The sequence below is a fragment of the Paenibacillus aceris genome, from assembly GCF_017874035.1.
GTDB lineage: Bacteria > Bacillota > Bacilli > Paenibacillales > NBRC-103111 > Paenibacillus_E > Paenibacillus_E aceris.
In genome coordinates, this window is the sequence record NZ_JAGGKV010000010.1 from 232,720 (window position 1) to 253,315 (window position 20,596).

21 protein-coding genes and 1 tRNA gene are annotated in these 20,596 nt (G+C 48.9%); 2 read left to right on the forward strand and 20 right to left on the reverse strand.

Features of this window, described 5'->3' with window-relative positions:
• Positions 1-76: 76 nt before the first annotated feature.
• Together gap and J2Z65_RS19745 are read right to left on the reverse strand one after the other, a co-directional pair.
• Positions 77-1,081, reverse strand: a complete 1,005-nt coding sequence (gap, locus tag J2Z65_RS19740; protein ID WP_127457105.1) for a type I glyceraldehyde-3-phosphate dehydrogenase — start codon at positions 1,079-1,081, stop codon at positions 77-79.
• A 79-nt stretch (positions 1,082-1,160) separates the two neighbouring features.
• Positions 1,161-2,183, reverse strand: coding sequence for a sugar-binding transcriptional regulator (locus J2Z65_RS19745; RefSeq protein ID WP_167053108.1), 1,023 nt, complete (start codon positions 2,181-2,183; stop codon positions 1,161-1,163).
• 233 nt (positions 2,184-2,416) lie between these two features.
• On the opposite strand from J2Z65_RS19745, the gene J2Z65_RS19750 reads away from it, so the two are divergent.
• Both J2Z65_RS19750 and clpP read left to right on the forward strand, forming a co-directional pair.
• Positions 2,417-2,488 (forward strand) — tRNA-Arg (locus tag J2Z65_RS19750).
• A 205-nt stretch (positions 2,489-2,693) separates the two neighbouring features.
• Complete coding sequence (gene clpP / locus J2Z65_RS19755; protein WP_167053110.1) at positions 2,694-3,275, forward strand: ATP-dependent Clp endopeptidase proteolytic subunit ClpP; 582 nt, start codon at positions 2,694-2,696, stop codon at positions 3,273-3,275.
• On the opposite strand, the gene J2Z65_RS35720 is transcribed toward clpP, so the two are convergent.
• The 18 genes from J2Z65_RS35720 to J2Z65_RS19840 form a co-directional block, all read right to left on the reverse strand.
• Positions 3,272-3,400 (reverse strand): hypothetical protein, encoded by a 129-nt coding sequence (locus tag J2Z65_RS35720; RefSeq protein WP_275690996.1) that lies wholly within the window; start codon positions 3,398-3,400, stop codon positions 3,272-3,274. The genes clpP and J2Z65_RS35720 overlap by 4 nt on opposite strands.
• 31 nt (positions 3,401-3,431) lie before the next feature.
• Positions 3,432-5,201, reverse strand: coding sequence for a stalk domain-containing protein (locus tag J2Z65_RS19760; protein ID WP_167053112.1), 1,770 nt, complete (start codon positions 5,199-5,201; stop codon positions 3,432-3,434).
• 210 nt (positions 5,202-5,411) lie between these two features.
• Entirely contained in the window at positions 5,412-5,681 is a 270-nt protein-coding gene (locus tag J2Z65_RS19765) for an HPr family phosphocarrier protein (protein ID WP_028555561.1), read from the reverse strand.
• Between the two features lie 148 nt (positions 5,682-5,829).
• Positions 5,830-6,762, reverse strand: coding sequence for a DNA-binding protein WhiA (gene whiA / locus J2Z65_RS19770; RefSeq protein WP_167053114.1), 933 nt, complete (start codon positions 6,760-6,762; stop codon positions 5,830-5,832).
• Between the two features lie 5 nt (positions 6,763-6,767).
• Entirely contained in the window at positions 6,768-7,751 is a 984-nt protein-coding gene (locus tag J2Z65_RS19775) for a gluconeogenesis factor YvcK family protein (RefSeq protein WP_167053116.1), read from the reverse strand.
• A gap of 33 nt (positions 7,752-7,784) precedes the next feature.
• Positions 7,785-8,672: an RNase adapter RapZ gene (gene rapZ / locus J2Z65_RS19780; RefSeq protein ID WP_167053118.1), complete on the reverse strand. Its 888-nt coding sequence runs from the start codon at positions 8,670-8,672 to the stop codon at positions 7,785-7,787.
• Between the two features lie 76 nt (positions 8,673-8,748).
• Positions 8,749-9,696, reverse strand: a complete 948-nt coding sequence (locus tag J2Z65_RS19785) for an ROK family glucokinase (RefSeq protein WP_167053120.1) — start codon at positions 9,694-9,696, stop codon at positions 8,749-8,751.
• A 154-nt stretch (positions 9,697-9,850) separates the two neighbouring features.
• Positions 9,851-10,798, reverse strand: a complete 948-nt coding sequence (trxB, locus tag J2Z65_RS19790; protein ID WP_167053122.1) for a thioredoxin-disulfide reductase — start codon at positions 10,796-10,798, stop codon at positions 9,851-9,853.
• Between the two features lie 101 nt (positions 10,799-10,899).
• Entirely contained in the window at positions 10,900-12,636 is a 1,737-nt protein-coding gene (locus J2Z65_RS19795; protein ID WP_167053124.1) for a tetratricopeptide repeat protein, read from the reverse strand.
• A 103-nt stretch (positions 12,637-12,739) separates the two neighbouring features.
• Entirely contained in the window at positions 12,740-13,690 is a 951-nt protein-coding gene (locus tag J2Z65_RS19800) for a ribose-phosphate diphosphokinase (RefSeq protein ID WP_167053126.1), read from the reverse strand.
• Between the two features lie 75 nt (positions 13,691-13,765).
• Complete coding sequence (gene hisJ / locus J2Z65_RS19805; protein WP_167053128.1) at positions 13,766-14,572, reverse strand: histidinol-phosphatase HisJ; 807 nt, start codon at positions 14,570-14,572, stop codon at positions 13,766-13,768.
• 26 nt (positions 14,573-14,598) lie between these two features.
• Positions 14,599-15,255 carry a bifunctional phosphoribosyl-AMP cyclohydrolase/phosphoribosyl-ATP diphosphatase HisIE gene (gene hisIE, locus J2Z65_RS19810; RefSeq protein WP_167053130.1) on the reverse strand — a complete coding sequence of 219 codons (657 nt, stop codon included), beginning with the start codon at positions 15,253-15,255 and terminating at the stop codon, positions 14,599-14,601.
• Entirely contained in the window at positions 15,252-16,010 is a 759-nt protein-coding gene (gene hisF / locus J2Z65_RS19815; protein WP_167053132.1) for an imidazole glycerol phosphate synthase subunit HisF, read from the reverse strand. Before hisF ends, hisIE begins: the two co-directional genes overlap by 4 nt.
• A gap of 82 nt (positions 16,011-16,092) precedes the next feature.
• On the reverse strand, positions 16,093-16,698 hold the full coding sequence (gene hisH / locus J2Z65_RS19820) for an imidazole glycerol phosphate synthase subunit HisH (RefSeq protein WP_167053134.1): 606 nt from the start codon (positions 16,696-16,698) through the stop codon (positions 16,093-16,095).
• 2 nt (positions 16,699-16,700) lie between these two features.
• Complete coding sequence (gene hisB, locus J2Z65_RS19825; RefSeq protein ID WP_167053136.1) at positions 16,701-17,306, reverse strand: imidazoleglycerol-phosphate dehydratase HisB; 606 nt, start codon at positions 17,304-17,306, stop codon at positions 16,701-16,703.
• Complete coding sequence (gene hisD / locus J2Z65_RS19830; RefSeq protein ID WP_167053138.1) at positions 17,307-18,593, reverse strand: histidinol dehydrogenase; 1,287 nt, start codon at positions 18,591-18,593, stop codon at positions 17,307-17,309.
• 18 nt (positions 18,594-18,611) lie between these two features.
• Positions 18,612-19,250 carry an ATP phosphoribosyltransferase gene (gene hisG, locus J2Z65_RS19835; RefSeq protein WP_167053140.1) on the reverse strand — a complete coding sequence of 213 codons (639 nt, stop codon included), beginning with the start codon at positions 19,248-19,250 and terminating at the stop codon, positions 18,612-18,614.
• 75 nt (positions 19,251-19,325) lie between these two features.
• Positions 19,326-20,537, reverse strand: a complete 1,212-nt coding sequence (locus J2Z65_RS19840) for an ATP phosphoribosyltransferase regulatory subunit (protein WP_167053142.1) — start codon at positions 20,535-20,537, stop codon at positions 19,326-19,328.
• Positions 20,538-20,596: the final 59 nt, after the last annotated feature.

Sequence of the window (20,596 nt, forward strand, 5' to 3'; positions counted from 1 at the left end):
ATATAGGCGACAATCGCACATAAAGAGGAGAATCGCTTCTCCTCTTCATGTGGTTGTTAGTGTGTATTGTATGAAATTACAGACCTTTTTTAGCGATGAAAGCAGCCAAGTCAACTACACGGTTGGAGTAGCCCCACTCGTTGTCGTACCAGGAAACCACTTTCAGCATGTTATCGCCAACTACCATTGTGGACAAAGCATCAACTGTGGAAGATGCTGGGTCACCATTGAAGTCGCTGGATACAAGTGGTTCTTCTGTGTAGTTCAGAATGCCTTTAAGTGGGCCTTCGGAAGCTTGTTTCAGAGCTGCGTTAACTTCGTCAACGGTTACGTTAACTTTAAGTTCAACAACCAAATCAGTTACAGATACGTTAGGTGTAGGAACACGCATAGCCATACCGTTCAATTTGCCTTTAAGTTCTGGAAGAACCAGACCGATTGCTTTTGCTGCGCCAGTGCTGGAAGGAATGATGTTCTCAGCTGCTGCACGAGCACGACGAAGATCTTTATGAGGAACGTCAAGCACGGATTGGTCATTTGTGTAAGAGTGAACAGTAGTCATCATACCTTTTACGATTCCGAAGCTATCGTTGATAACTTTCGCGAAAGGAGCCAAGCAGTTTGTCGTACAAGATGCATTGGAGATGATTGTGTGAGCTGCTGGATCGTATTTGTCTTCGTTAACGCCAAGTACGATTGTGATATCTTCGTCGGATGCAGGAGCGGAAATGATAACTTTCTTAGCTCCGCCTTTCAAGTGAAGGGATGCTTTTTCTTTCGCTGTGAAAATACCAGTGGATTCAACAACGATTTCAGCGCCTACAGATGCCCATGGCAGGTTCCCAGGGTCACGCTCAGCAAAAACCTTGATGGAACGACCGTTAACGATCAATTCACCTTCACCAGCTTCAACTGTAGCGTCTAGTTTACCGTGAGTTGTGTCATATTTGAGCAAGTGAGCCAATGTTTTAACGTCAGTCAAATCGTTTACTGCCACGATTTGTACTTCTGAGCTGTTCAAAGCTGCGCGAAACACGTTACGACCAATACGTCCGAAACCGTTAATACCTACTTTTACCATAGCGAATTCCTCCTAAAATTAACAAAGATTTATTTATTTCAAAACGCAGCTGATAAAAGCCCACGTTATGATGTCTCATTTAGACATGTTTCATGATTTCTATGGCTGCCGCTTCATCTGTCACAAGCACATCTTCCTGACCATGCCTGAGCACGGAAGCGATCGCTTCACCCTTGCTTTTACCGCCTGCTACGCCAATCACGACTTCTGTACGCTGCAGATCCTCGAGCCGAAGTCCGACTGTTGGCATCTTGTGCACGACATTTCCTTGGCGGTCAAAATAGTACCCGAAAGCCTCTGCTAGAGCGCCATCAGCCTGTAAGCTGCTTGTCGTTTCGGCATCAACCTTACGCCTGCGAGCCATGACCATAGCATCTCCGATACCGTGAACAACGATGCGACAGCTGCGCACAGCGTCAACAACTTCCTGAATCTGCGGATCTTGGATGAGCGTTTGGTACGCTTCCTCGCCAAGATGATCCGGCACATGCAGCAGTCTGTATTTCCCGCCTGTCTTCTTGGCCATAATGGATGCGATGGTGTTCGCTTGCATATCCACGCTTTCGCCAAGTCCACCGCGAGCCGGTACGAACCAATTGCCCTTCATGGAAGAGGATATCGTGAGATTACTCGCAATCTGGGCCATCGTTGAACCGCCCGTTACCGCAATGATGTCGCCTTTGGCTACATATTTGCGCAATGCCGCTGCTCCTGCGCGTCCGAGCTCCTTCTTCGTAAAGACCGAAGTGTCCGTATCGCCGGGAACCACAATGACTTGCGAGAGACCGAATGCTTTGGCGATGCTTTCTTCCAAATCCGTTAACCCGAAAGCAATCTTAATGATCGGCAGCATATCTTCAAGCAGTTGACGGCCGGACTCACTGATCTTCATCCCTGAGGCATCCGATTCCAAAAGCCCATGCTCCTTGAGGAAGTCGACCTCACCGCGAAGCACCCGCTCCGTCATATCGAGCGATGAGGCTAGCGTTCTGCGTCCGACAACACCGGAGACCAAAATATGATGCAGAATCGAGTACCGCTTTTTCATGATGTCCATGAGATCCGGCAAGAGCTTTTTCTGAATGTCAAGAATTTCTCTCATATGACGACGTTCGACGCTCCTGATCCAGTGTTGGACGTTTTATGTCCCGGGTATGCATTTTGCGTCCCACCCAGGTGAAAAAAAATTGCCTTACTCGTTTATTATAACCAATAACCGACGAACATTCAACAATTGTTCATACAATTTTCTGAAAAATGTACGGTAAGGGTTTACTTCTTGCTTTTTGCGCGGAGGTGACATATAATAACCCTTGCTTCGCTTTTTTTATACATGCGCCCGTGGTCCAATGGATATGACGTAGGCCTCCGAAGCCTGAGATAAAGGTTCGATTCCTTTCGGGCGCGTAAACAGCAACAATGAAGAGAAATCAGTCGTTTGACTGATTTTTTTTGTTGTTAGTTTGACCTTCCTTGACCTTCGGAGGTTTTTTCGTTATCATACTTGTAGATACTGTAAATAGTATGTACATCGGAGATCAATTTCATAAGTCTATGACGATATTGACTCCAGTCTTTTCAACCATCTACCCACCCCAAGGAGGTCATTCTCATGAGTTTTATCCCTATGGTCGTCGAACAGGACGCGCGCGGTGAAAGAGGATATGACATCTACTCTCGCTTGCTGAAGGACCGCATTATTTTCTTAGGCACGGGTGTCAACGATGTTGTGGCGAACTCCATCATTGCTCAGCTACTTTTCTTGGCCGCACAAGATCCTGATAAAGATATCTCGCTATACATTAACAGCCCTGGCGGTTCCATTACAGCCGGTATGGCGATCTACGACACGATGCAGTTCATCAAGCCGGACGTTTCCACGATTTGCGTAGGTATGGCTGCTTCCATGGGCGCATTCCTCCTTACGGCAGGCGCCAAAGGCAAACGTTACGCGCTTCCGAACAGTGAAGTCATGATCCACCAACCGCTTGGCGGTGCTGAAGGTCAAGCCTCTGACATCGAAATTCGCGCAAAGCGCATTTTGAAAATGAGAGACAACTTGAACAAAATTCTCGCAGAGCGCACAGGACAAACGTTCCAGCGCATCGAAAAAGATACAGACCGCGACAATTTCATGAGCGCTGCCGAAGCGGCCGAATACGGACTCATTGATAAAGTGATCGAGCGCGTCTAATCATCGAAAAACCAGCCTGCATGGACTGCTCTACGAGCGGCCTTGCGGCTGGTTTTTTTGCGTTTCACGAATGAATAAGAGCCCCCAGATTCCCCTATCGCTTCAAAATCTTTCGATTTCAACACGATAAGGGTCTCCAAAGGCTCTTATGGTCAATTACTTCTTCTCATCTAACGGATAGAAAATAAGGTCGATCGGGAACGCTGAACCCGCCGGAGGCGTGAACTCAATGTCCAGTGCATCTTCCTTACCTGTCGTACGAGCCAGCACTTCCATGCCATCGAATGCTGTAATTACGCCGGAATACGGAACCGGAATGATTTCGCCGTTGATTTTGAACGGCCCTTTGAACACGCCGCCTCTGGCCATAATCATAACAGCCATTTTGCGCGGCTTATCCGCATGGATTTTGTAAACTACGCCGTAGTTTCCGCCGTTCTCGACATTCTGCTTCCGCATCACATCATAGCCCTTGACGAACGGATCCGTCTTGTTGTCGCCTATCGTGAGCACAGAAGTCTTGTTAAAGCTTGATGCATCAATATCCCACTTTACCTCCGATACCGGGAAAGTCCCTCGCACATGGCCATTGAAAGCCAGAAGCGGAAGCTCCTTCACGGTTGTCGGTGTCAGCCTCTGATCTGTAGCGCCAAAGGTGATTTGCAGTTCGCCGTCTGTTTCTACGTCATAAAACAAGTTCACGCCTTGCCCCGGATAGAAGTCCGGAAGCTTCGCGTACACATAGGTCTCATGCGGAGGCACCGTCAATTGATCTGTGTACACATTTTCCAAAAGGAAATCTACGGAAGCCTCGCTGCCGATCAAATTGGCGTAAACGGAAGGATAGACTTCACCTTTATTCGTCGTTTTGATTGTTACCGGTTTATCGGAGTTATTCGTGGCGAAAATCGCCAGCGTCATCTTCTGCTTTGTCCCGTTAATGTGGTCAGCGTAAAGTCTAGCCTTCCCATTAATGTTATCTTGATACAGAATGCCTTTCTCTGTGAACTCTTCCGGGCTGTCACTCACAAGCAGTGTGCGACCTGGCACTTCTGTCACTTTTCTAGGAAGCATCGGCATGTCATTGAAATGGGACCAGATCGTTCCCCAATCCGTCTTAATAAATCCGCCCACTGGCTTCGTATAAATCGGGTACTCCACTTGGCTCAAGTATGTTTCATCCACAACTGTTACATAGCTTTTGAAAAGTTTACTTTCATGCCCGTGGCGATCCTTTACTGTCAATGTGACCGGATATTTCCCCGGTTTGAAAAAGGCTTCCTCGTTGCCCACCCAGTCATAGGACGCAATGCCTTCCGCATCCGGATCATAGCTAAGATCCAAATACTTCACAGGCTCTCCAAGACGGTATGTAGGCTTCGCTGTCGTAAACTTGGCTACTGGTCTGGAATTGCTGTCCTGGTCAATGTAGATGCCCTCAGGTGCCTTAAAGTGGACGATTTCCACACGGCGCAGTTCACTGTTATATTTGTACTTCGCTCCCATATAATCCGCAAGCCAAGTCAACTTCACCAGAAGTTTCCCGTTCACAATCTCAGCTACGGAGTTGAAAGGGATATCTTGACCGTTCGTTGTCACCGTCTTATGATCCGCATCCAGCACGATGTTGTAGCCTGGGGGAGTCATCTGAATCGTGCGGGAATCATTGTTCCACTCCACCTTGAAGCCCAGTGTGTCTCCCAAAAACTTCGCAGGGACGAATGTGCTGCCGTTAATAATAGTAGCCGGCGATTCCAAATGAATTTGATCTTCATTCACGAACGCCTCGGCCTTATCGATATAAAGTAAAATAAAGGACGAACTTGTCGATACCGCATGCGCTGCTGGTGCTGTTATTGCACTAGCCAGAAACACTAGTACTGCAAGCATGACAGTGATTTCTTTCTTTAAAGCATTCCATCTCATTCTCTCCCTAGCTCCTTTAACCTTAGTATGCAAAATTGAGGGAATGGCAAATAGCCCTTTCCTTCATTGACCACGTTCATTAGACGCCGCCAAGAGAAAAAGGTTGCTAATTTCCCTAATTGTTAACAAGATAGACACTTATTCGCCGTGCTGCCCAAGCAGCAACGGTCACTTGCAAAAAAGCCTCCTCGAAAGGAAGCTTTTGAAGGATTATTGGTTTTCCAATTCTTCCTTGCTGACTAAAGTGACTAAAGCGTTTACAGCCTGCTCTGCATCCGAACCTTCTGCACTTATGAAGACTTCGGTCCCTGTGCTGATCGCGAGACTCATAATTCCCATGATGCTCTTGGCATTCACTTTCTTTTCATCTTTCTCAACAAAGATCTCTGATGAAAACTTATTCGCCTCTTGAACAAACAATGCCGCAGGTCTGGCATGAAGTCCTGTTCTCAACTTCACAACGACTGGACGTCTGGACATGGAACTAATTCCCCCTAGTGTGGAGCTTATATGAATTACTACTGATAACAGTGCTATTCCTTATGTTATAACATTATAGCATTTTTCCCTGAAGTACACTAGAAAAAATGAGAAAAACTTATTTACAACGTGTTCAGTCCCTTTAAAGCTAGGAATTCCGCTGTTTTTCAGCCAATTCGTCAATTTTTCGCAGACGATGGTTGACTCCGGATTTGCTGACATTGCCCTTGAGCATATCGCCAACTTCCTTAAGATTCAGATCGGGATGCTGAAGTCTGATTTCGGCAACCTCTCTGAGCTTCTCAGGCAAACTATCGAGCCCGACTTCTCTCTGCAAAAGACGGATGTTTTCGATCTGCCTTACCGCGGCTCCGATCGTCTTGTTCAAATTCGCTGTTTCACAATTGACAATCCGATTCACCGAGTTCCGCATATCTTTCATAATCCGGACATCCTCAAAGCGCAGTAACGCTTGGTGAGCCCCAATGATGCTGAGAAACTCAATGATCTTTTCGCCTTCTTTGATGTACAGGACAAACCCTTTTTTGCGTTCGATAAAGCGGGCATTCAAGTCGAATTTATTGGCCAAATGCGCCAGTGCCTTGCAATGCTCCTCATAAATCGAGGCAATTTCAAGATGATAGGAAGATCCCTCGGGATTGTTTACCGAGCCGCCGGCCATGAATGCACCGCGGAGATATGCGCGTTTGCAGCAGTTGCCCTTAATAATCTCTTTATTGATTCCTGTCGTAAAAATAAAACCTTCTGAAACGATTTTCAGATCACTGAGCAGCTCCTGCACTTGACCGGGTACTCTAACGATATATACATTGTTCTTCTTCAGACGCATTTTCTTACGCACAAGCAATTCTGTGTGAAGTTTATACGTCTTCTTGATAAGCGAGTATATACGTCTGGCAATAGCGGCGTTTTCGGTGGAAATATCGAGAACAACGCGTTGGTTCGTTAACTGTACGGTTCCATTCATGCGAATTAAAGCCGATAGTTCCGCTTTTTCACAACACGCTTCCGCTTCCGTTATTAAGGTCAATTCTTTTTTGGTTGTTGCCGCAAAGGACATGAGACTCACTTCTTCCTTAACATCCAGCTTTCGACGAGCTGATAAATATGATCACTCAATTTCTCGGCGTCATGACGCAGATAAGTACGAAACAGTACGAGCCGATCAGCAATAACCTGATACCCTCTTTTCGTGACTTCATCCAGGTCCAAATGAACGGCCTTCGACCCCTTTTCGGCATATCTCGCCTGAACTTGCGGCGGAATTTCGCCATTGTTCACGATGACATAGTCAAACAAGTGCTCATTGAGATGATCATAAATCGCGTCGAGATGATCACTGACCGAGTAGTCGTCAGTTTCCCCCGGTTGCGTCATGACGTTGCAAATGAACAGCTTAACAGCCTTCGATTTGACAATCTCTTCGGCAATACCGGGAACAAGCAGATTTGGCAGCAAGCTGGTGTACAAACTGCCAGGACCGCAAAGAATGGCATCCGCATCGCGGATAGCTTGAACGGCATCCGCAAGCGGTGTTACGTTAGCGGGTTCGATGAACACTTGTTTGATGCGTCCTTCCGCTTTGGGGATTTTGGATTCCCCTATGACTAAAGTACCATCTTCCATAATCGCTTTCAACACAATAGCTTGGTTCGAAGCCGGTATCACCCGGCCGCGGACCGCAAATACGCGATTCATCTCCTGCACGGCCGTTACGAAATCACCGGTAATATCCGTGAGGGCCGCTAATATTAGATTTCCCAGACTATGGCCGGCTAAACCTGTTCCCACCTGAAATCGATACTGCAGCATTAATGACAGCAGCGGCTCCACATCAGCTAGTGAGGTCAGCACGTTACGAATATCGCCTGGAGGCGGCATCTGCATCTCATTGCGAAGAATGCCAGAGCTTCCACCGTCGTCAGCCACCGTTACGATAGCTGTAATATCAACCGGCTTTTCTTTTAAACCTCTAAGCATAACTGAAAGACCTGTGCCGCCACCGATCACGACTATTCTGGGAGTGCGCTGTGATTTTTCATATTTCATCCTTCATTCACCCTCTTAATCGTTAGGACAAGCTTATACCCGATCCCGCTCGGCATCTCGATGACTCAAACGCACAGCTTCCGTTTCACTGTTTCCAAGCACTTTACCCAGATATTCGGTAATCGCTACGGAACGATGCTTGCCTCCTGTGCAGCCTATCCCTACTACAACCTGACTTTTACCTTCTTTCTTGTATTGAGGCATTAAGAAATTCAGCATATCGAGCAGTTTCGTTAAGAACTCCTGCGTCTCGGTCCATTTCATCACGTAATCGTACACATCGGGGTCCTGACCTGTCTGCGGGCGAAGCTGTTCCACATAGTGGGGATTCGGCAAGAAGCGAACATCGAAGATTAAATCAGCATCAATTGGTACACCATACTTAAATCCGAAGGAGATTACATTTATAGATATGCGGTTTGCTTCCAAATTGGTAAACCGGGAAATAATTCTTTCTTTGAGCTGTACCGGCTTTAACGTGCTGGTGTCGATTACCTGTGTAGCCAGACCTTTCAGCTCTTCAAGCAGCTTGCGCTCAAGCCCTATGCCTTCAAGCGGAGCCCCTTCAGGGGCAAGCGGGTGTCGGCGACGGCTTTCTTTGTATCGTTGAACAAGCGTCGCATCGGTAGCATCTAAGAAAAGAATTTCATAGCTAAGCGTGTAATTCTCATGGATATAACGAAGCGACTCCTGAAGTGCAGTGAAAAATTCACGCCCCCGCAAATCAATCACCAGTGCGACTTTGCCGATTTTCCCCATCGACTGTACGATCAATTCAGCGAATTTAGGAATAAGGACAGGCGGTAAATTATCGACGCAGAAAAATCCGAGATCTTCGAGGCTCTGCACCGCAATTGTCTTTCCAGCACCCGACATTCCTGTAATAATGACCAGTTTCGCTAAAGGGTGGTTCTCTTCCATGAATGACACCTTCCTTTGGAGTGCTTTCGCAGGCCGAGGTTCGTACCATCAGCCATGCGAACCTGTACTTGTCTAACTAACGTAAGTTCAAACCAGCAGCACCTACGACGCCTGCGTCATTACCGAGTATTGCAGGAACAATCTCAACGCCCTCACCGGCTGTCTCAGGTGTGTACTTCTTGAATGTATCTCGAATAGGCTGGAACAAAATTTCCCCTGCCTTGGATACGCCGCCGCCGATGATGAAACGTTTGGGGTTAATGATAACCGCCATCGCCGCCATGGAACGTCCCAGATAGTAGGCCGCACGGTTTACGATACGAAGAGACACTTCATCTCCGCTTTTCGCAGCGTCGAATACATGCTTAGCTTCAATCTTTTCATGAAGCGCAAGGGAAGTACGTTCACCGCGTTCAACTGCTTCTTTGGCCATACGAACGATACCTGTTGCGGAGGACACCGTCTCAAGACAACCCATTTGTCCGCAACCGCACTGGATCGCTTCGATGTCAGGCACGACAGACATATGTCCAAGCTCGCCGGCCATCCCTGCAGAGCCTTGATAAATTTTACCGTTAATAATAATTCCGCCGCCGACGCCTGTTCCGAGAGTATAGCACACGACATTCGGAATGCCTGCTCCCGCTCCAGCCCATGCTTCACCTAGTGCGGCCACATTCGCATCGTTATCGATCTTCACAGTTTTGCCTAGTAGCGTCTCTAGCATTTTTTTCGCAGGGACATTATGCCATTGCAAATTTGGAGAGAATTTAACGAATCCTTCCGGAATATCCATGAATCCAGCTAAACCTGCGCCGATACCTGCCACTTGCTCCCACTCAAAAGGGGATTCTTCGACAATTTGTCGCACTTGCTGCGCAATTCGTCCAATTACAGCCTCAGCACCGTTCTCCGCGCCTGTAGGGCCTTCTAATGTTTGCAGCAGCTTTCCCTGCTCGTCGCAGATACCAACTTTGATATTGGTACCGCCTAAATCTACACCGATATAAATCTGATTTGACATTGCAAGGTCACCTCATGAATAATCATTAAAATTTTCGGGCATATGCTCCTGTTTAAACTATAAGACAACCCTGTATACAGGTCAAGATTCAACTATTTCCCCAATGAAATGAGAAAACGTGGAAAGCATAGCCTTCCACGTTTGCTGTACCCTCTTAAAGCGATTGGCTCCAATCGTGTACGATATGGCCTTCAAGGAATTTCTCAGCTTCCAGAGCCGCTGCGCATCCGCTGCCTGCTGCCGTGATCGCTTGGCGATACTTCGTATCTTGGACGTCGCCGCAAGCGAAAACGCCAGGAATATTCGTCTCCGTCGTGCCTGGCTTCACAATGATGTAGCCTTGCTCATCCGTATCAATTTGTCCACCCAAGAATTTCGTGTTTGGTGTATGGCCGATCGCTACGAAAATACCGTCCGTTTCAAGAAGTTCTTCTTCTCCGGTCGTATTATTTTTCACTTTCAGACCTACAACACCTTTCTCACCTGAAACAACTTCAAGCGGTGTGTTGTTCAAAGACCATTTTACTTTTTCGTTTCCGCGAGCGCGGTCCTGCATAATTTTGGAGGCGCGAAGCTCATCACGACGGTGAACCAAACGCACCTCGGAAGCGAAGCGAGTCAAGAAATTCGCCTCTTCCATGGCGGAATCTCCGCCGCCGACGACGATAATCTTTTTGCCGCGGAAGAAGAAACCGTCACAAGTCGCGCATGTGCTTACGCCGCGTCCGATATTTTCTTTCTCATTGCCGATTCCGAGCAATTTAGCGGAAGCACCTGTGGAGATAATCAGCGTTTCTGTCTCAATCTCACCCAGACCTTCAACTTGCAGTTTGAATGGACGATTGGTCAGTTCAACCGAGTTGACCCAACCTGTTTTGAATTCAGCGCCAAAGCGTTCAGCTTGTTTGCGCATATTTTCCATCAACTCAGGACCCATGATACCTTCAGGGAAACCCGGGAAATTCTCTACTTCGGTGGTAGTGGTCAATTGACCCCCCGGCTCCGGTCCCTCGATGACGAGCGGGCTCAGGTTAGCACGAGCTAGATAAATGGCTGCTGTTAGACCGGATGGTCCTGTTCCTACGACGACTGATTTGTACAATTGGTTTCCCTCCTAGGCGCTCTCCACTCGGAAAGCTATCTTTAGTTAGCCTACATTTATGTATGAAAGCCGGGTCTTGCGACACGGCAAAACCCCAGCTATCAAATGCTCGTAAATTTGTCGAAAATGGCTTCCATCTTCTCACGCAAGCCGCAAGTATCATCGATCAGTTTCACGTTGCGACTGACCGTAGAGACAGTCACGCCATAGCGCGTCGAGACCTCCTGATACGAAATAGCGCGGCGATGCATTTTGGCGATCAAGTATTCTAACGCGGCTGCCCAGCCTTCAGATTTCTGAATTTTCGGCACCGACGGGTACATCTTCGTCAGAAATTCAACCCACAGTATTTCTAAATCATACTGTTGCACCATATCATAGCGCTTATGCATATGAGAAAGCGCTGTTTCCATTACACTCTGCCATTTGACATCCCAAACAGGCAGATGAGGCGAGTAGGGAGAAGCCTCAACCATAATCTCTTCATTCTCAAGAAACGCAGGAATGGATTCGCGGATCCCCATGCTGCGAAGCACAAAAATGGCTACTTTCTTCAAATAGTCATCTTCGTGACGATCCAGAATGAAGTCCTGCAAAGCATCTCTCACTTCACCGTCGGCAATCAGACCGAAAGCCTGAATGACCTGCAGCTTGGTTTCGATATCACCGTGGCGCAATGCCCAGAAGAAGGATGACCGCACGAGCGGGTCTTTCTTCAATTGGTCGGGTATGCCCTGCGTGGATTTCTCCAGCACACGGAACTGCTCTTCAAAGGGCAAATGGTAATGATAGCTCCAAGTTAATGGGCTTTCCGACTTCTCCCGCGTACGCAGCTGCTCCAAGTAAAACTTGGAGATTTCAGCGCCGGGATCCAGCTTCTGCGTTTGCTTCCAATACCGGAAGGCTTCCTCGAATCGACCAATATGACAAGCGGCTACAGCTGCATAATGATACAAGCAAGGGTCCGACGTACCGTCTCCTGCTTTCAGCAGACGCTTGAACAGATTATAGGCCTTCTCGTGTTGAGAAAGAATCCCCATCGTTGTGGCAAGCTTGAATACATGATCCTGCTGAAACGGATACGTTTTGCACAAGAGCTCCGTTAGCTCGGCCAGCTCTTTCTTATTACCGAAATGCTGATGGAAAATGGCCATATTACACAGCGCATGCAAATTTCCAGCATCAATTTCGAGCACCGCACGAATCGTTTCCATCGCCTTTTCAAATTGACCCATATAATAATAAGCAAGGGCCAAATTGTTCCGCGCTGCAGTGAATTCAGGCTGGTTCTTCACCAGCTTTTCCAGCTGCCGCACAGCTTCGGCGAATTTCCCTTCCTCTAGAAGGGCGCGGGCTTTATCATGCTCGAAGAGCCCTTCTCGACTCTTAATGCTAGTGAGAGGGGCGGGCCGTTCAAGCTCGTAGCTCAGCATTTCCATCATTTCTTCGGATTCATCCATGAACTGCCCTGTAGGGTCAGTCTCCAAATACCGAACCAATGATTGTTCTGCCTGCTCGAAATTTTCCATATTGGCGTAGTTGTTTGCCATATAAAAATGACATTCCGTCATCTCGGGATCGATCGCATCAAGGATATGCTGCAAAATTTGGTTCGACTCGTCATAATTGCCCATTTCGGAGAGAACTCCCGCGAGGTTGCAGTGATTCACAGGGTTATCCTGCTCATACTCGGCAGCCCGCCGGAAATATTTCAATGCCTTATCATAATGAAACCGATCCAAAGATTGAACCGCTCTCTCGAAAAAGAACGCGGCATCCATATTTATTGAGATTACTTTAGGTTTTGGCACTTCGGACACACGCTTAATCTTTTCCATAGCAAGACACCTCCGGCAATTTGATTACACTCAAATTATACCATAGATCGCTTGGAAGCCAAAAACATTATCCGAAGGTAAGATCTGGTCTGAATAATCGGCCTTAAACGCCGCCGTATTTAAACAGGGAAGACAAGGAGCCGCCATCATTAATAATACGGATTGCATCCGATAACAATGGAGCTACGGAAAGCACATTGAACTTATCGGAATGACCTTCCGGAATCGCGATGGAGTCCGTAATGATAACTTCCTTAATGTTCGGGTGATCCAAACGCTGCAGTGCAGGCCCCGAGAAAACAGGATGCGTTGCACAAATGTAAACATCATGCGCTCCTCTTTCTTTCAGGCTTTCCACTACGTTAACAATTGTCGTTCCCGTATCGATCAGATCCTCGATAATAATCGGCGTACGGCCTACTACATCACCAATGACGTGAGTAATCACCGACTCATTGTGCTCCGGACGCTTTTTGATCATCATCGCAAATGGCGCATCCAGGATGTTGGCCATTTTCTCAGCCGTTGTCGCACGGCCTGCATCCGGCGATACGATGATTGGGTTAGACAGATTTTTCTTTTTGATACAATCACTGATGACGTCAAGAGCCGTCAGGTGATCAACCGGAATATTGAAGAAGCCTTGAATGGCCGGTGCATGCAGGTCAATCGTAACAACACGGTTTGCCCCTGCCGCACTGAACAAGTCAGCGACTAATTTAGCAGAAATCGGCTCACGCGGAGCAGCTTTGCGTTCTTGACGAGAGTAACCATAGTAAGGGATGACAAGGTTGATCGTTTTTGCAGAAGCTCTTTTTGCCGCATCCATCATGACCAAGAGTTCCATCATATGTTCATTAATCGGATGGGAGAATGTTTGTACCAGGAATACGTCACAGTTACGAATCGTTTCTTCGTAGAGACAGTAGATTTCTCCGCTTTTAAAACGGGATAATTTGATTTGTCCAAGCGGCTGGCCGAGCTCTTTACAAATACGTTCCGCAAGCTTCGGATTCGAAGATCCGGAAAAAATTTTAACATTGTCGCTATGCATGGTTAATGGTTACCTCCGAAGGTTCATTAAATAGATTGTTCACGCCTTACTCATTATACATGATAGTTGTCGAATTTAAAAAGTCACAAGATGTCGATTTCGTGCATGAAATGTGGCTATTTCGTTAAATCCAATCATTTTGAGCAGAGATCTTGCTTCTTCCAAATATTGAGCCAACCTTTCCGGCTGATGGGCATCCGACCCAAGCGTTACGGGAATTCCCACCTTATGGCAATATTCCAGCATGCGGCGGCTTGGAAACATTTCTTTGCACGGATGACGCAGCCCGGAAGCATTCAGTTCGATAGCAACACCGCACTCCTTCACGGTATCCAACGCAGCTTTCTCCAACTCCCACGTATCGCGGTCAGGAACGTAGCCAAATCGCTTGATCATATCGATATGACCGATATAATCATACAGTCCGGTGCGGACTGCTTTCTTCACTGCCTCGTAGTATTGGATATAAACCTCATAAATATCCTTACCTTCCCAACCTGCGAGCTGGCGAAAATCAGAGATATCCCATTCTCCCAAAAAATGGACGGAACCAATGACATAATCCCACGGATACGCCTTAATAATGGCCTCAATCTCCGTCTCATAGCCTTCGATGTAATCCCCTTCCAGACCAACGCGGATATCGATCTGATCCTTGTACTTTTCTTTCAGATGCAGACACTCTTCGACATAGCGGGGCAGTTCTTCCATCGGCATGGCCATCTCTGGCCAATACGTTTGCGGATCCACATGCAAAAGCGGCATATGATCAGACAGCCCTAATTGGGTGAGCCCGATCTCAATGCCGCGTTTGACGTATTCCTCCAGTTCCCCGGAGGCGTGACCGCAGCGCACATGATGTGTATGATAATCAATCAACATCGTGAATTCACTCCAGGTCGTTTTATTTATTTTTTGACATGTCGGTTCGCAAGCTCTTTCATAATATCATCCAATGGCAATTTATTATTACGCAAAAGGACCATTAAGTGAAAAATGAGATCACTCGCTTCATAGCGAAGCTCGTCGTTATCTTTATTTTTGGCTGCGATGATCACTTCCGCTGTTTCTTCGCCTACTTTTTTGAGAATCTTATCGACGCCTTTTTCGAAAAGGTAAGTCGTATACGCGCCTTCGGGACGCTCCGCATCACGTGATGCGATGACGGCTTCCAACTCGCCAAGGATAGCAAAACGATCACCGGAGACCGCAGGCTCCGTTCCTTCTTGCGCTGCCCCTTCAACCGGAATGTTCTCCGTGAAGCATGTGTAGGTGCCATTGTGGCAAGCAGGTCCCACTTGTTCTACAAGAACAAGCAGCGTATCCGCATCACAGTCGTAGCGAAGTGCTTTAACCTTTTGCGTATGGCCGGAAGTTGCTCCTTTATTCCACAGTTCCTCGCGGGAACGGCTCCAGAACCAAGTAGCGCCAGTCTGTATTGTGCGCTGCAAAGATTCGCTATTCATATAAGCCATCATAAGTACCTCTTTGCTGACGGCATCCTGCACAATGGCGGGAACGAGCCCGTGTGCGTCATATTTAATTTGTTCCACTGAAAATGTCATCGGATTTCAACCCCTTTACCTTTCAGGTCAGCTTTGACCCCTTGAATAGAAAGCTCTTTATAGTGAAAAATCGTAGCCGCCAGCCCTGCATCGGCCTTGCCTTCGGTAAATACATCGTAGAAATGCTCCGTTTTGCCCGCTCCACCGGAAGCAATCACTGGAATCGTGAGCAGCTCGGAAACAGCGCGCGTAAGCTTCAAGTCAAACCCGTCCTTTGTTCCGTCCGCATCCATGCTCGTCAGCAGGATTTCGCCTGCGCCAAGCTCTTCCATCCGCTTCGCCCACTCCAGCGTCTTAATGCCCGTAGCATTACGTCCGCCATGCGTGAACACTTCCCACTCGCCCCACTCCGCGTTATATTTCGCGTCAATGGCTACAACGATACACTGGGAGCCGAACTTGCGCGCTCCGTCGGATACAAGCTGGGGATTGCGAACCGCTGCCGTGTTGATACCGATCTTATCCGCTCCGGCACGCAGCAGGCGCTTCATGTCGTCCACGCTGGAGATGCCTCCGCCTACAGTGAAAGGAATCGTGATCTCCCCTGCCGTTTGACGGACAACCTCCACCATTGTGGCGCGTCCTTCAACGGACGCCGAAATATCCAGAAACACGAGTTCATCCGCGCCTTCTTTATCATAAATCGCCGCTAACTCCACGGGATCGCCAGCATCGCGTAAATTCACGAAATTAACGCCCTTGACCACCCGACCATCCTTGACGTCAAGGCAAGGAATAATTCTTTTGGCTAACATGATGGCACCTCCTTCTTAACATAAGAGCCTAGGCATGAAATCTAATTTCTATAAAAAGAGAGCAATTTCCGCTTTAATAGGCCTACTTGCAAAGAGCCAGAAAGTTTTTCAACAGCTGCATGCCGATATCGCCGCTCTTCTCGGGGTGAAACTGCATGCCGTATACGTTGTCTCTGCCGACAATCGCCGTCACGGGCTGATAATAGTCCGTTACCGCAAGCAGGTCGCTTTCACGCTCCGGCTTCGCATGATAGGAGTGCACGAAATACACATGCCCCTCCTCTATCCCTGCGAAGATCGGACTCTCGCTCTGCTTGTAACTCAGCTTGTTCCAACCCATATGCGGCACTTTGTAGTCTCCGCGAAAACGTACCACCGAGCCGGGCAGAAGGCCTAACCCTTCATGATTCCCATGCTCCTCGCTGCTTGCAAACAGCAGCTGCATGCCAAGGCAAATGCCGAGCAGCGGCTTACCAGACTCCGCGTAACGCAGCACGACATCGTTCAGCCCTGACTCGCGCAGCTGCTCCATAGCATCGCCGAATGCTCCTACCCCTGGAAGGATCGCCCCTTCAGCGGCAAGAATCTGCTCCGCATCGCCGGTGACCACAGCTTCATAGCCAAGCCGCTCAACGGCTTTGCTGACGCTATGTAAATTCCCCATGCCATAATCAATAATCGCGATCATTCCTACAGCACTCCCTTCGTCGAAGGAACCCCCTGCACGCGAGGATCAATCGATGTCGCTTCGTCTATTGCACGGCCTAACGCTTTAAACACCGCTTCAATCATGTGGTGAGTATTCTGGCCGTAATGCACGATCACATGAAGCGTGATGCGTGCTTCCAGTGCCAGCTTCCATAGAAACTCGTGTACAAGCTGCGTCTCAAAGCTGCCTACGTTGGCAGTTGGATATTGCGCACGATATTCAAAGTGGGGGCGGTTGCTGATATCAATAACGACCTGTGCAAGTGCCTCATCCATAGGGACAAACACGCTTGCGTAGCGTTTAATGCCTCTTTTGTCACCGAGCGCCTCGCGAAGCGTCTGTCCTAAGCAGATCCCGATGTCCTCGACGGTGTGATGATCATCAATTTCAATATCGCCTTTGGCGTCAACTTTCAAATCGAAGTGACCGTGCTTCGTGAACAAATCCAACATATGATTCAAAAAAGGAACATCCGTTCCAATTTCAGATATTCCTGTTCCGTCCACTTGGAACGAAAGCTTAATGTCCGTTTCATTCGTTTTGCGGGCTACACTCGCCGAGCGAGCAACCTTATCTTGTTCAGCCATTTATTTCAACTTCCCTTCCTTCTTCAGTCGTACTTCCACTGCTCTCGCGTGACCTTCCAACCCTTCATTCCGGGCCAAGGTCATAATCATATCTCCGTTTGCAAGGAGCGCTTCCTTGCTATAATGAATGACGCTTGATTTTTTCAGAAAATCGTCCACATTCAGCGGCGATGAAAACCGGGCCGTCCCGTTTGTCGGCAGCACATGGTTAGGGCCGGCAAAATAATCGCCGACAGGCTCCGTGCTGTATGCGCCAAGGAAAATAGCCCCTGCATTTTCAATGCGCGGAAGCAGATTGAAAGGTTCCTGCACCAACAGCTCGCAATGCTCCGGCGCCAAGCGGTTGACCACGTCAACGCCCTCGTCCAAGCTATCCACGAGGAGAATGGCGCCTTTGGTCGCTGTGGACACTGCAGCGATGGCTTTCTTCGGCAGCACGTCGAGCTGCCGCCATAGTTCGAGCCGAACCGATTCGGCTAGCTCCTGCGACGTTGTCACTAGAATTGCGGGTGACATCTCATCATGCTCGGCTTGCGCCAGCAAATCAGCCGCCACGTACTCAGGATCGGCGTGTTCATCCGCCAGCACCACGATGTCCGTCGGCCCGGCAATCATGTCGATATCGACGACGCCGAACACGAAGCGCTTCGCCAGCGCGACGTAGATGTTGCCGGGGCCGACGATTTTATCGACCGGCTGGATCGATTCCGTGCCGTAGGCCAGTGCGGCTACCGCCTGCGCCCCGCCTGCGCGGTAGATCTCTTTCACACCCGCTTCGGCTGCCGCCACGAGGATATGCGGGTTGATGCCCTCTTCCCCTGCGGTGGCCGGAGGCGTCACCATCGCAATCTCCGGCACCCCCGCCACGATCGCGGGGATGGCGTTCATGAGCACGGAGGACGGATACGCCGCCTTCCCTCCGGGTACGTACAATCCGACCCGCTTCAGCGGTCGGATGATTTGGCCCAGCAGGCTGCCGTCCGGCTGCAGGTCCATCCATGACGTGCGTTTCTGCTTCTCATGAAACGCACGAATGTTCGCGGCGGCTTGCCGCAAAGCCGCCAGAAACCCGGCGTCGACCTGGGCATACGCCGCCTGGATCTCTTCGTCGCTGACGCGAAGCTCGGCGACTTCTACGCGGTCGAACTCCCGCGCCATGCGCCGCAGCGCGGCATCGCCGTCCTGCCGCACCTCATCGATGATGCGGCGAACGGTCTCATTTTGCTCGGGTGAGCCGTATTCGACCTCGCGTTTCAATTCAAATTCCGAGGCGGGTAGTATCCGCATATCCATCTTCCTCTCTATCTAGATCTTCGTAAGCGCAGGAAGCACCGCCTGCAGCATATCACACAACCGTTGAATAGACTCGTTCTTCATGCGGTAGCTAACACGGTTCGCAATTAAACGGCTCGTAATTTGAAAGATCTCCTCTTGCTCCACAAGTCCGTTTTCCTTAAGCGTTTGACCCGTTTCAACCATATCTACGATCCGGTCAGCAAGACCGATAAGCGGTGCCAGCTCGATGGAGCCGTTCAGCTTAATGACTTCCACTTGCTGCCCTTGTTCGCGGAAATATTGTGACGCCACGTTCGGATACTTCGTCGCTACCCGAGGATTAATCACTTGTTTCCAATCCGGCAGCCCGATTACCGACATCCGGCAGCGTGCAATGCCCAGATCCAGCAGCTCGTAAACGTTACGGTTTTCCTCCATCAGCACATCCTTGCCGACAACTCCGATATCCGCTACGCCGTATTCGACATACGTAGGGACATCCACGGGTTTAGCCAGGATGAATTCCATTCGCGCTTCAGGCACCGGGATAATTAATCGGCGTCCTTCTTCCAAGTCTTCCGGAATCGGCAGCCCCGCTTTATGAAAAAGCTTCGCTGCCTGTTTATAGATACGGCCTTTCGGCATCGCTACTTTAAGAATGTCTTCCACTGTTCCAACCTACCTTCCGATCGCCGGGAGGAACAAGCACATGGACTGCGCTCCCCTCCCTGCATTGTGTTTGCCTTATTGTGCCAACAGTGTGATAACTTCCTGATACACTGTGCCGCGCACCTCATATGAACCGTCAGCCTTTGTCAACCTAGTTTCCGACCAAGCCTCTGGCTCGCTAATCAACTGCGTGATGACAACAGCCGTTTCCTCGCTGCCCCGCTTAGCTTTCGCCAGTTGGAGCGCTTCTTCACGATGCTCCGTATCGTATGCAATCAGCACGCGTCTAGGAGACGTTACAGCTTCCCCGCCAGTCACCTCAAGAATACGGTTAGTCTTCAGAGCAAAACCCGTTGCCGGCGCAGGACGCCCAAACTGGCTTAACAGATTGTCGTATCTGCCGCCGCTGCATACAGGGAAGCCCAAATCAGCCGCATAACCTTCAAACGTCATACCTGTATAGTAGGAGAAATCTCCAATCATGGTTAAATCAATGACTACATGCTCACTTACCCCGTAGGCCTGCAGCACATCCCACACTTCGCATAGATGTCGAATTGCATCCTGCGCGATAGGGTGCTGAGACACCATCCGAGCTTGCTCGCAGATTTCGTCTCCGCCTCTAAGTCTTAGCACTCCAATAAGCTCTCGCTCTACTTCTGGTGTCAGCGCCAATGATTTAATCGCTTCACGGTAACCGACATAATCACGACCGAGCAAATGCTCCTTAAGGCTCAACTGAGCATCACTGCGTCCTTCCAGCGTTTCCTGGAACAGTCCGTTCAGGAAACCAACGTGGCCGAGCGCAATCTTGAATGTGCCCACACCAGCCGCTTGCAGGGAAGCAATGGCTAAGGCTACAACCTCTGCGTCAGCTTCTGATGAAGCATCTCCGATGAGCTCAACGCCTGTTTGGAAAAATTCCGAGTCCCGTCCAGCTTCCTCTTCAATCGCGCGAAATACGTTCGAATGGTAAGATAAGCGAAGTGGGAACTTATGTTCTTTCAATAAAGAGGAAGCTACACGCGCAATCGGTGCTGTCAATTCAGACCGCAAAACCAATGTCTTCCCCTTACGGTCAAGCAATTTAAAAAGCTTCTTATCTTCTGTGGAGCTTGCCACCCCAACGGTATCGTAATATTCAAGTGTTGGCGTAAGGATCTGGTTGTATCCCCAGCGTTCCATACAAGCCAGTACACGGTATTCTATATTGCGCAGTTTCGTAACCGCATCGGGCAAATAATCCTTGACCCCTAACGGCTTTTCAAATACTTTTGGCTTTGACACCACGTCTCACCTCAACATCTAGGAATTCAGTTCTGTTTTCTCTCTTCATAATCACTTTA

Coding starts and splice junctions, on each gene's coding strand:
- gap (WP_127457105.1), bottom strand. CDS start 1,081: ATGGTAAAAGTAGGTATTAACGGTTTCGGACGTATTGGTCGTAACGTG.
- J2Z65_RS19745 (WP_167053108.1), bottom strand. CDS start 2,183: ATGAGAGAAATTCTTGACATTCAGAAAAAGCTCTTGCCGGATCTCATG.
- clpP (WP_167053110.1), top strand. CDS start 2,694: ATGAGTTTTATCCCTATGGTCGTCGAACAGGACGCGCGCGGTGAAAGA.
- J2Z65_RS19760 (WP_167053112.1), bottom strand. CDS start 5,201: ATGAGATGGAATGCTTTAAAGAAAGAAATCACTGTCATGCTTGCAGTA.
- J2Z65_RS19765 (WP_028555561.1), bottom strand. CDS start 5,681: ATGTCCAGACGTCCAGTCGTTGTGAAGTTGAGAACAGGACTTCATGCC.
- whiA (WP_167053114.1), bottom strand. CDS start 6,762: ATGTCCTTTGCGGCAACAACCAAAAAAGAATTGACCTTAATAACGGAA.
- J2Z65_RS19775 (WP_167053116.1), bottom strand. CDS start 7,751: ATGAAATATGAAAAATCACAGCGCACTCCCAGAATAGTCGTGATCGGT.
- rapZ (WP_167053118.1), bottom strand. CDS start 8,672: ATGGAAGAGAACCACCCTTTAGCGAAACTGGTCATTATTACAGGAATG.
- J2Z65_RS19785 (WP_167053120.1), bottom strand. CDS start 9,696: ATGTCAAATCAGATTTATATCGGTGTAGATTTAGGCGGTACCAATATC.
- J2Z65_RS19795 (WP_167053124.1), bottom strand. CDS start 12,636: ATGGAAAAGATTAAGCGTGTGTCCGAAGTGCCAAAACCTAAAGTAATC.
- J2Z65_RS19800 (WP_167053126.1), bottom strand. CDS start 13,690: ATGCATAGCGACAATGTTAAAATTTTTTCCGGATCTTCGAATCCGAAG.
- hisJ (WP_167053128.1), bottom strand. CDS start 14,572: ATGTTGATTGATTATCATACACATCATGTGCGCTGCGGTCACGCCTCC.
- hisIE (WP_167053130.1), bottom strand. CDS start 15,255: ATGACATTTTCAGTGGAACAAATTAAATATGACGCACACGGGCTCGTT.
- hisF (WP_167053132.1), bottom strand. CDS start 16,010: ATGTTAGCCAAAAGAATTATTCCTTGCCTTGACGTCAAGGATGGTCGG.
- hisH (WP_167053134.1), bottom strand. CDS start 16,698: ATGATCGCGATTATTGATTATGGCATGGGGAATTTACATAGCGTCAGC.
- hisB (WP_167053136.1), bottom strand. CDS start 17,306: ATGGCTGAACAAGATAAGGTTGCTCGCTCGGCGAGTGTAGCCCGCAAA.
- hisD (WP_167053138.1), bottom strand. CDS start 18,593: ATGCGGATACTACCCGCCTCGGAATTTGAATTGAAACGCGAGGTCGAA.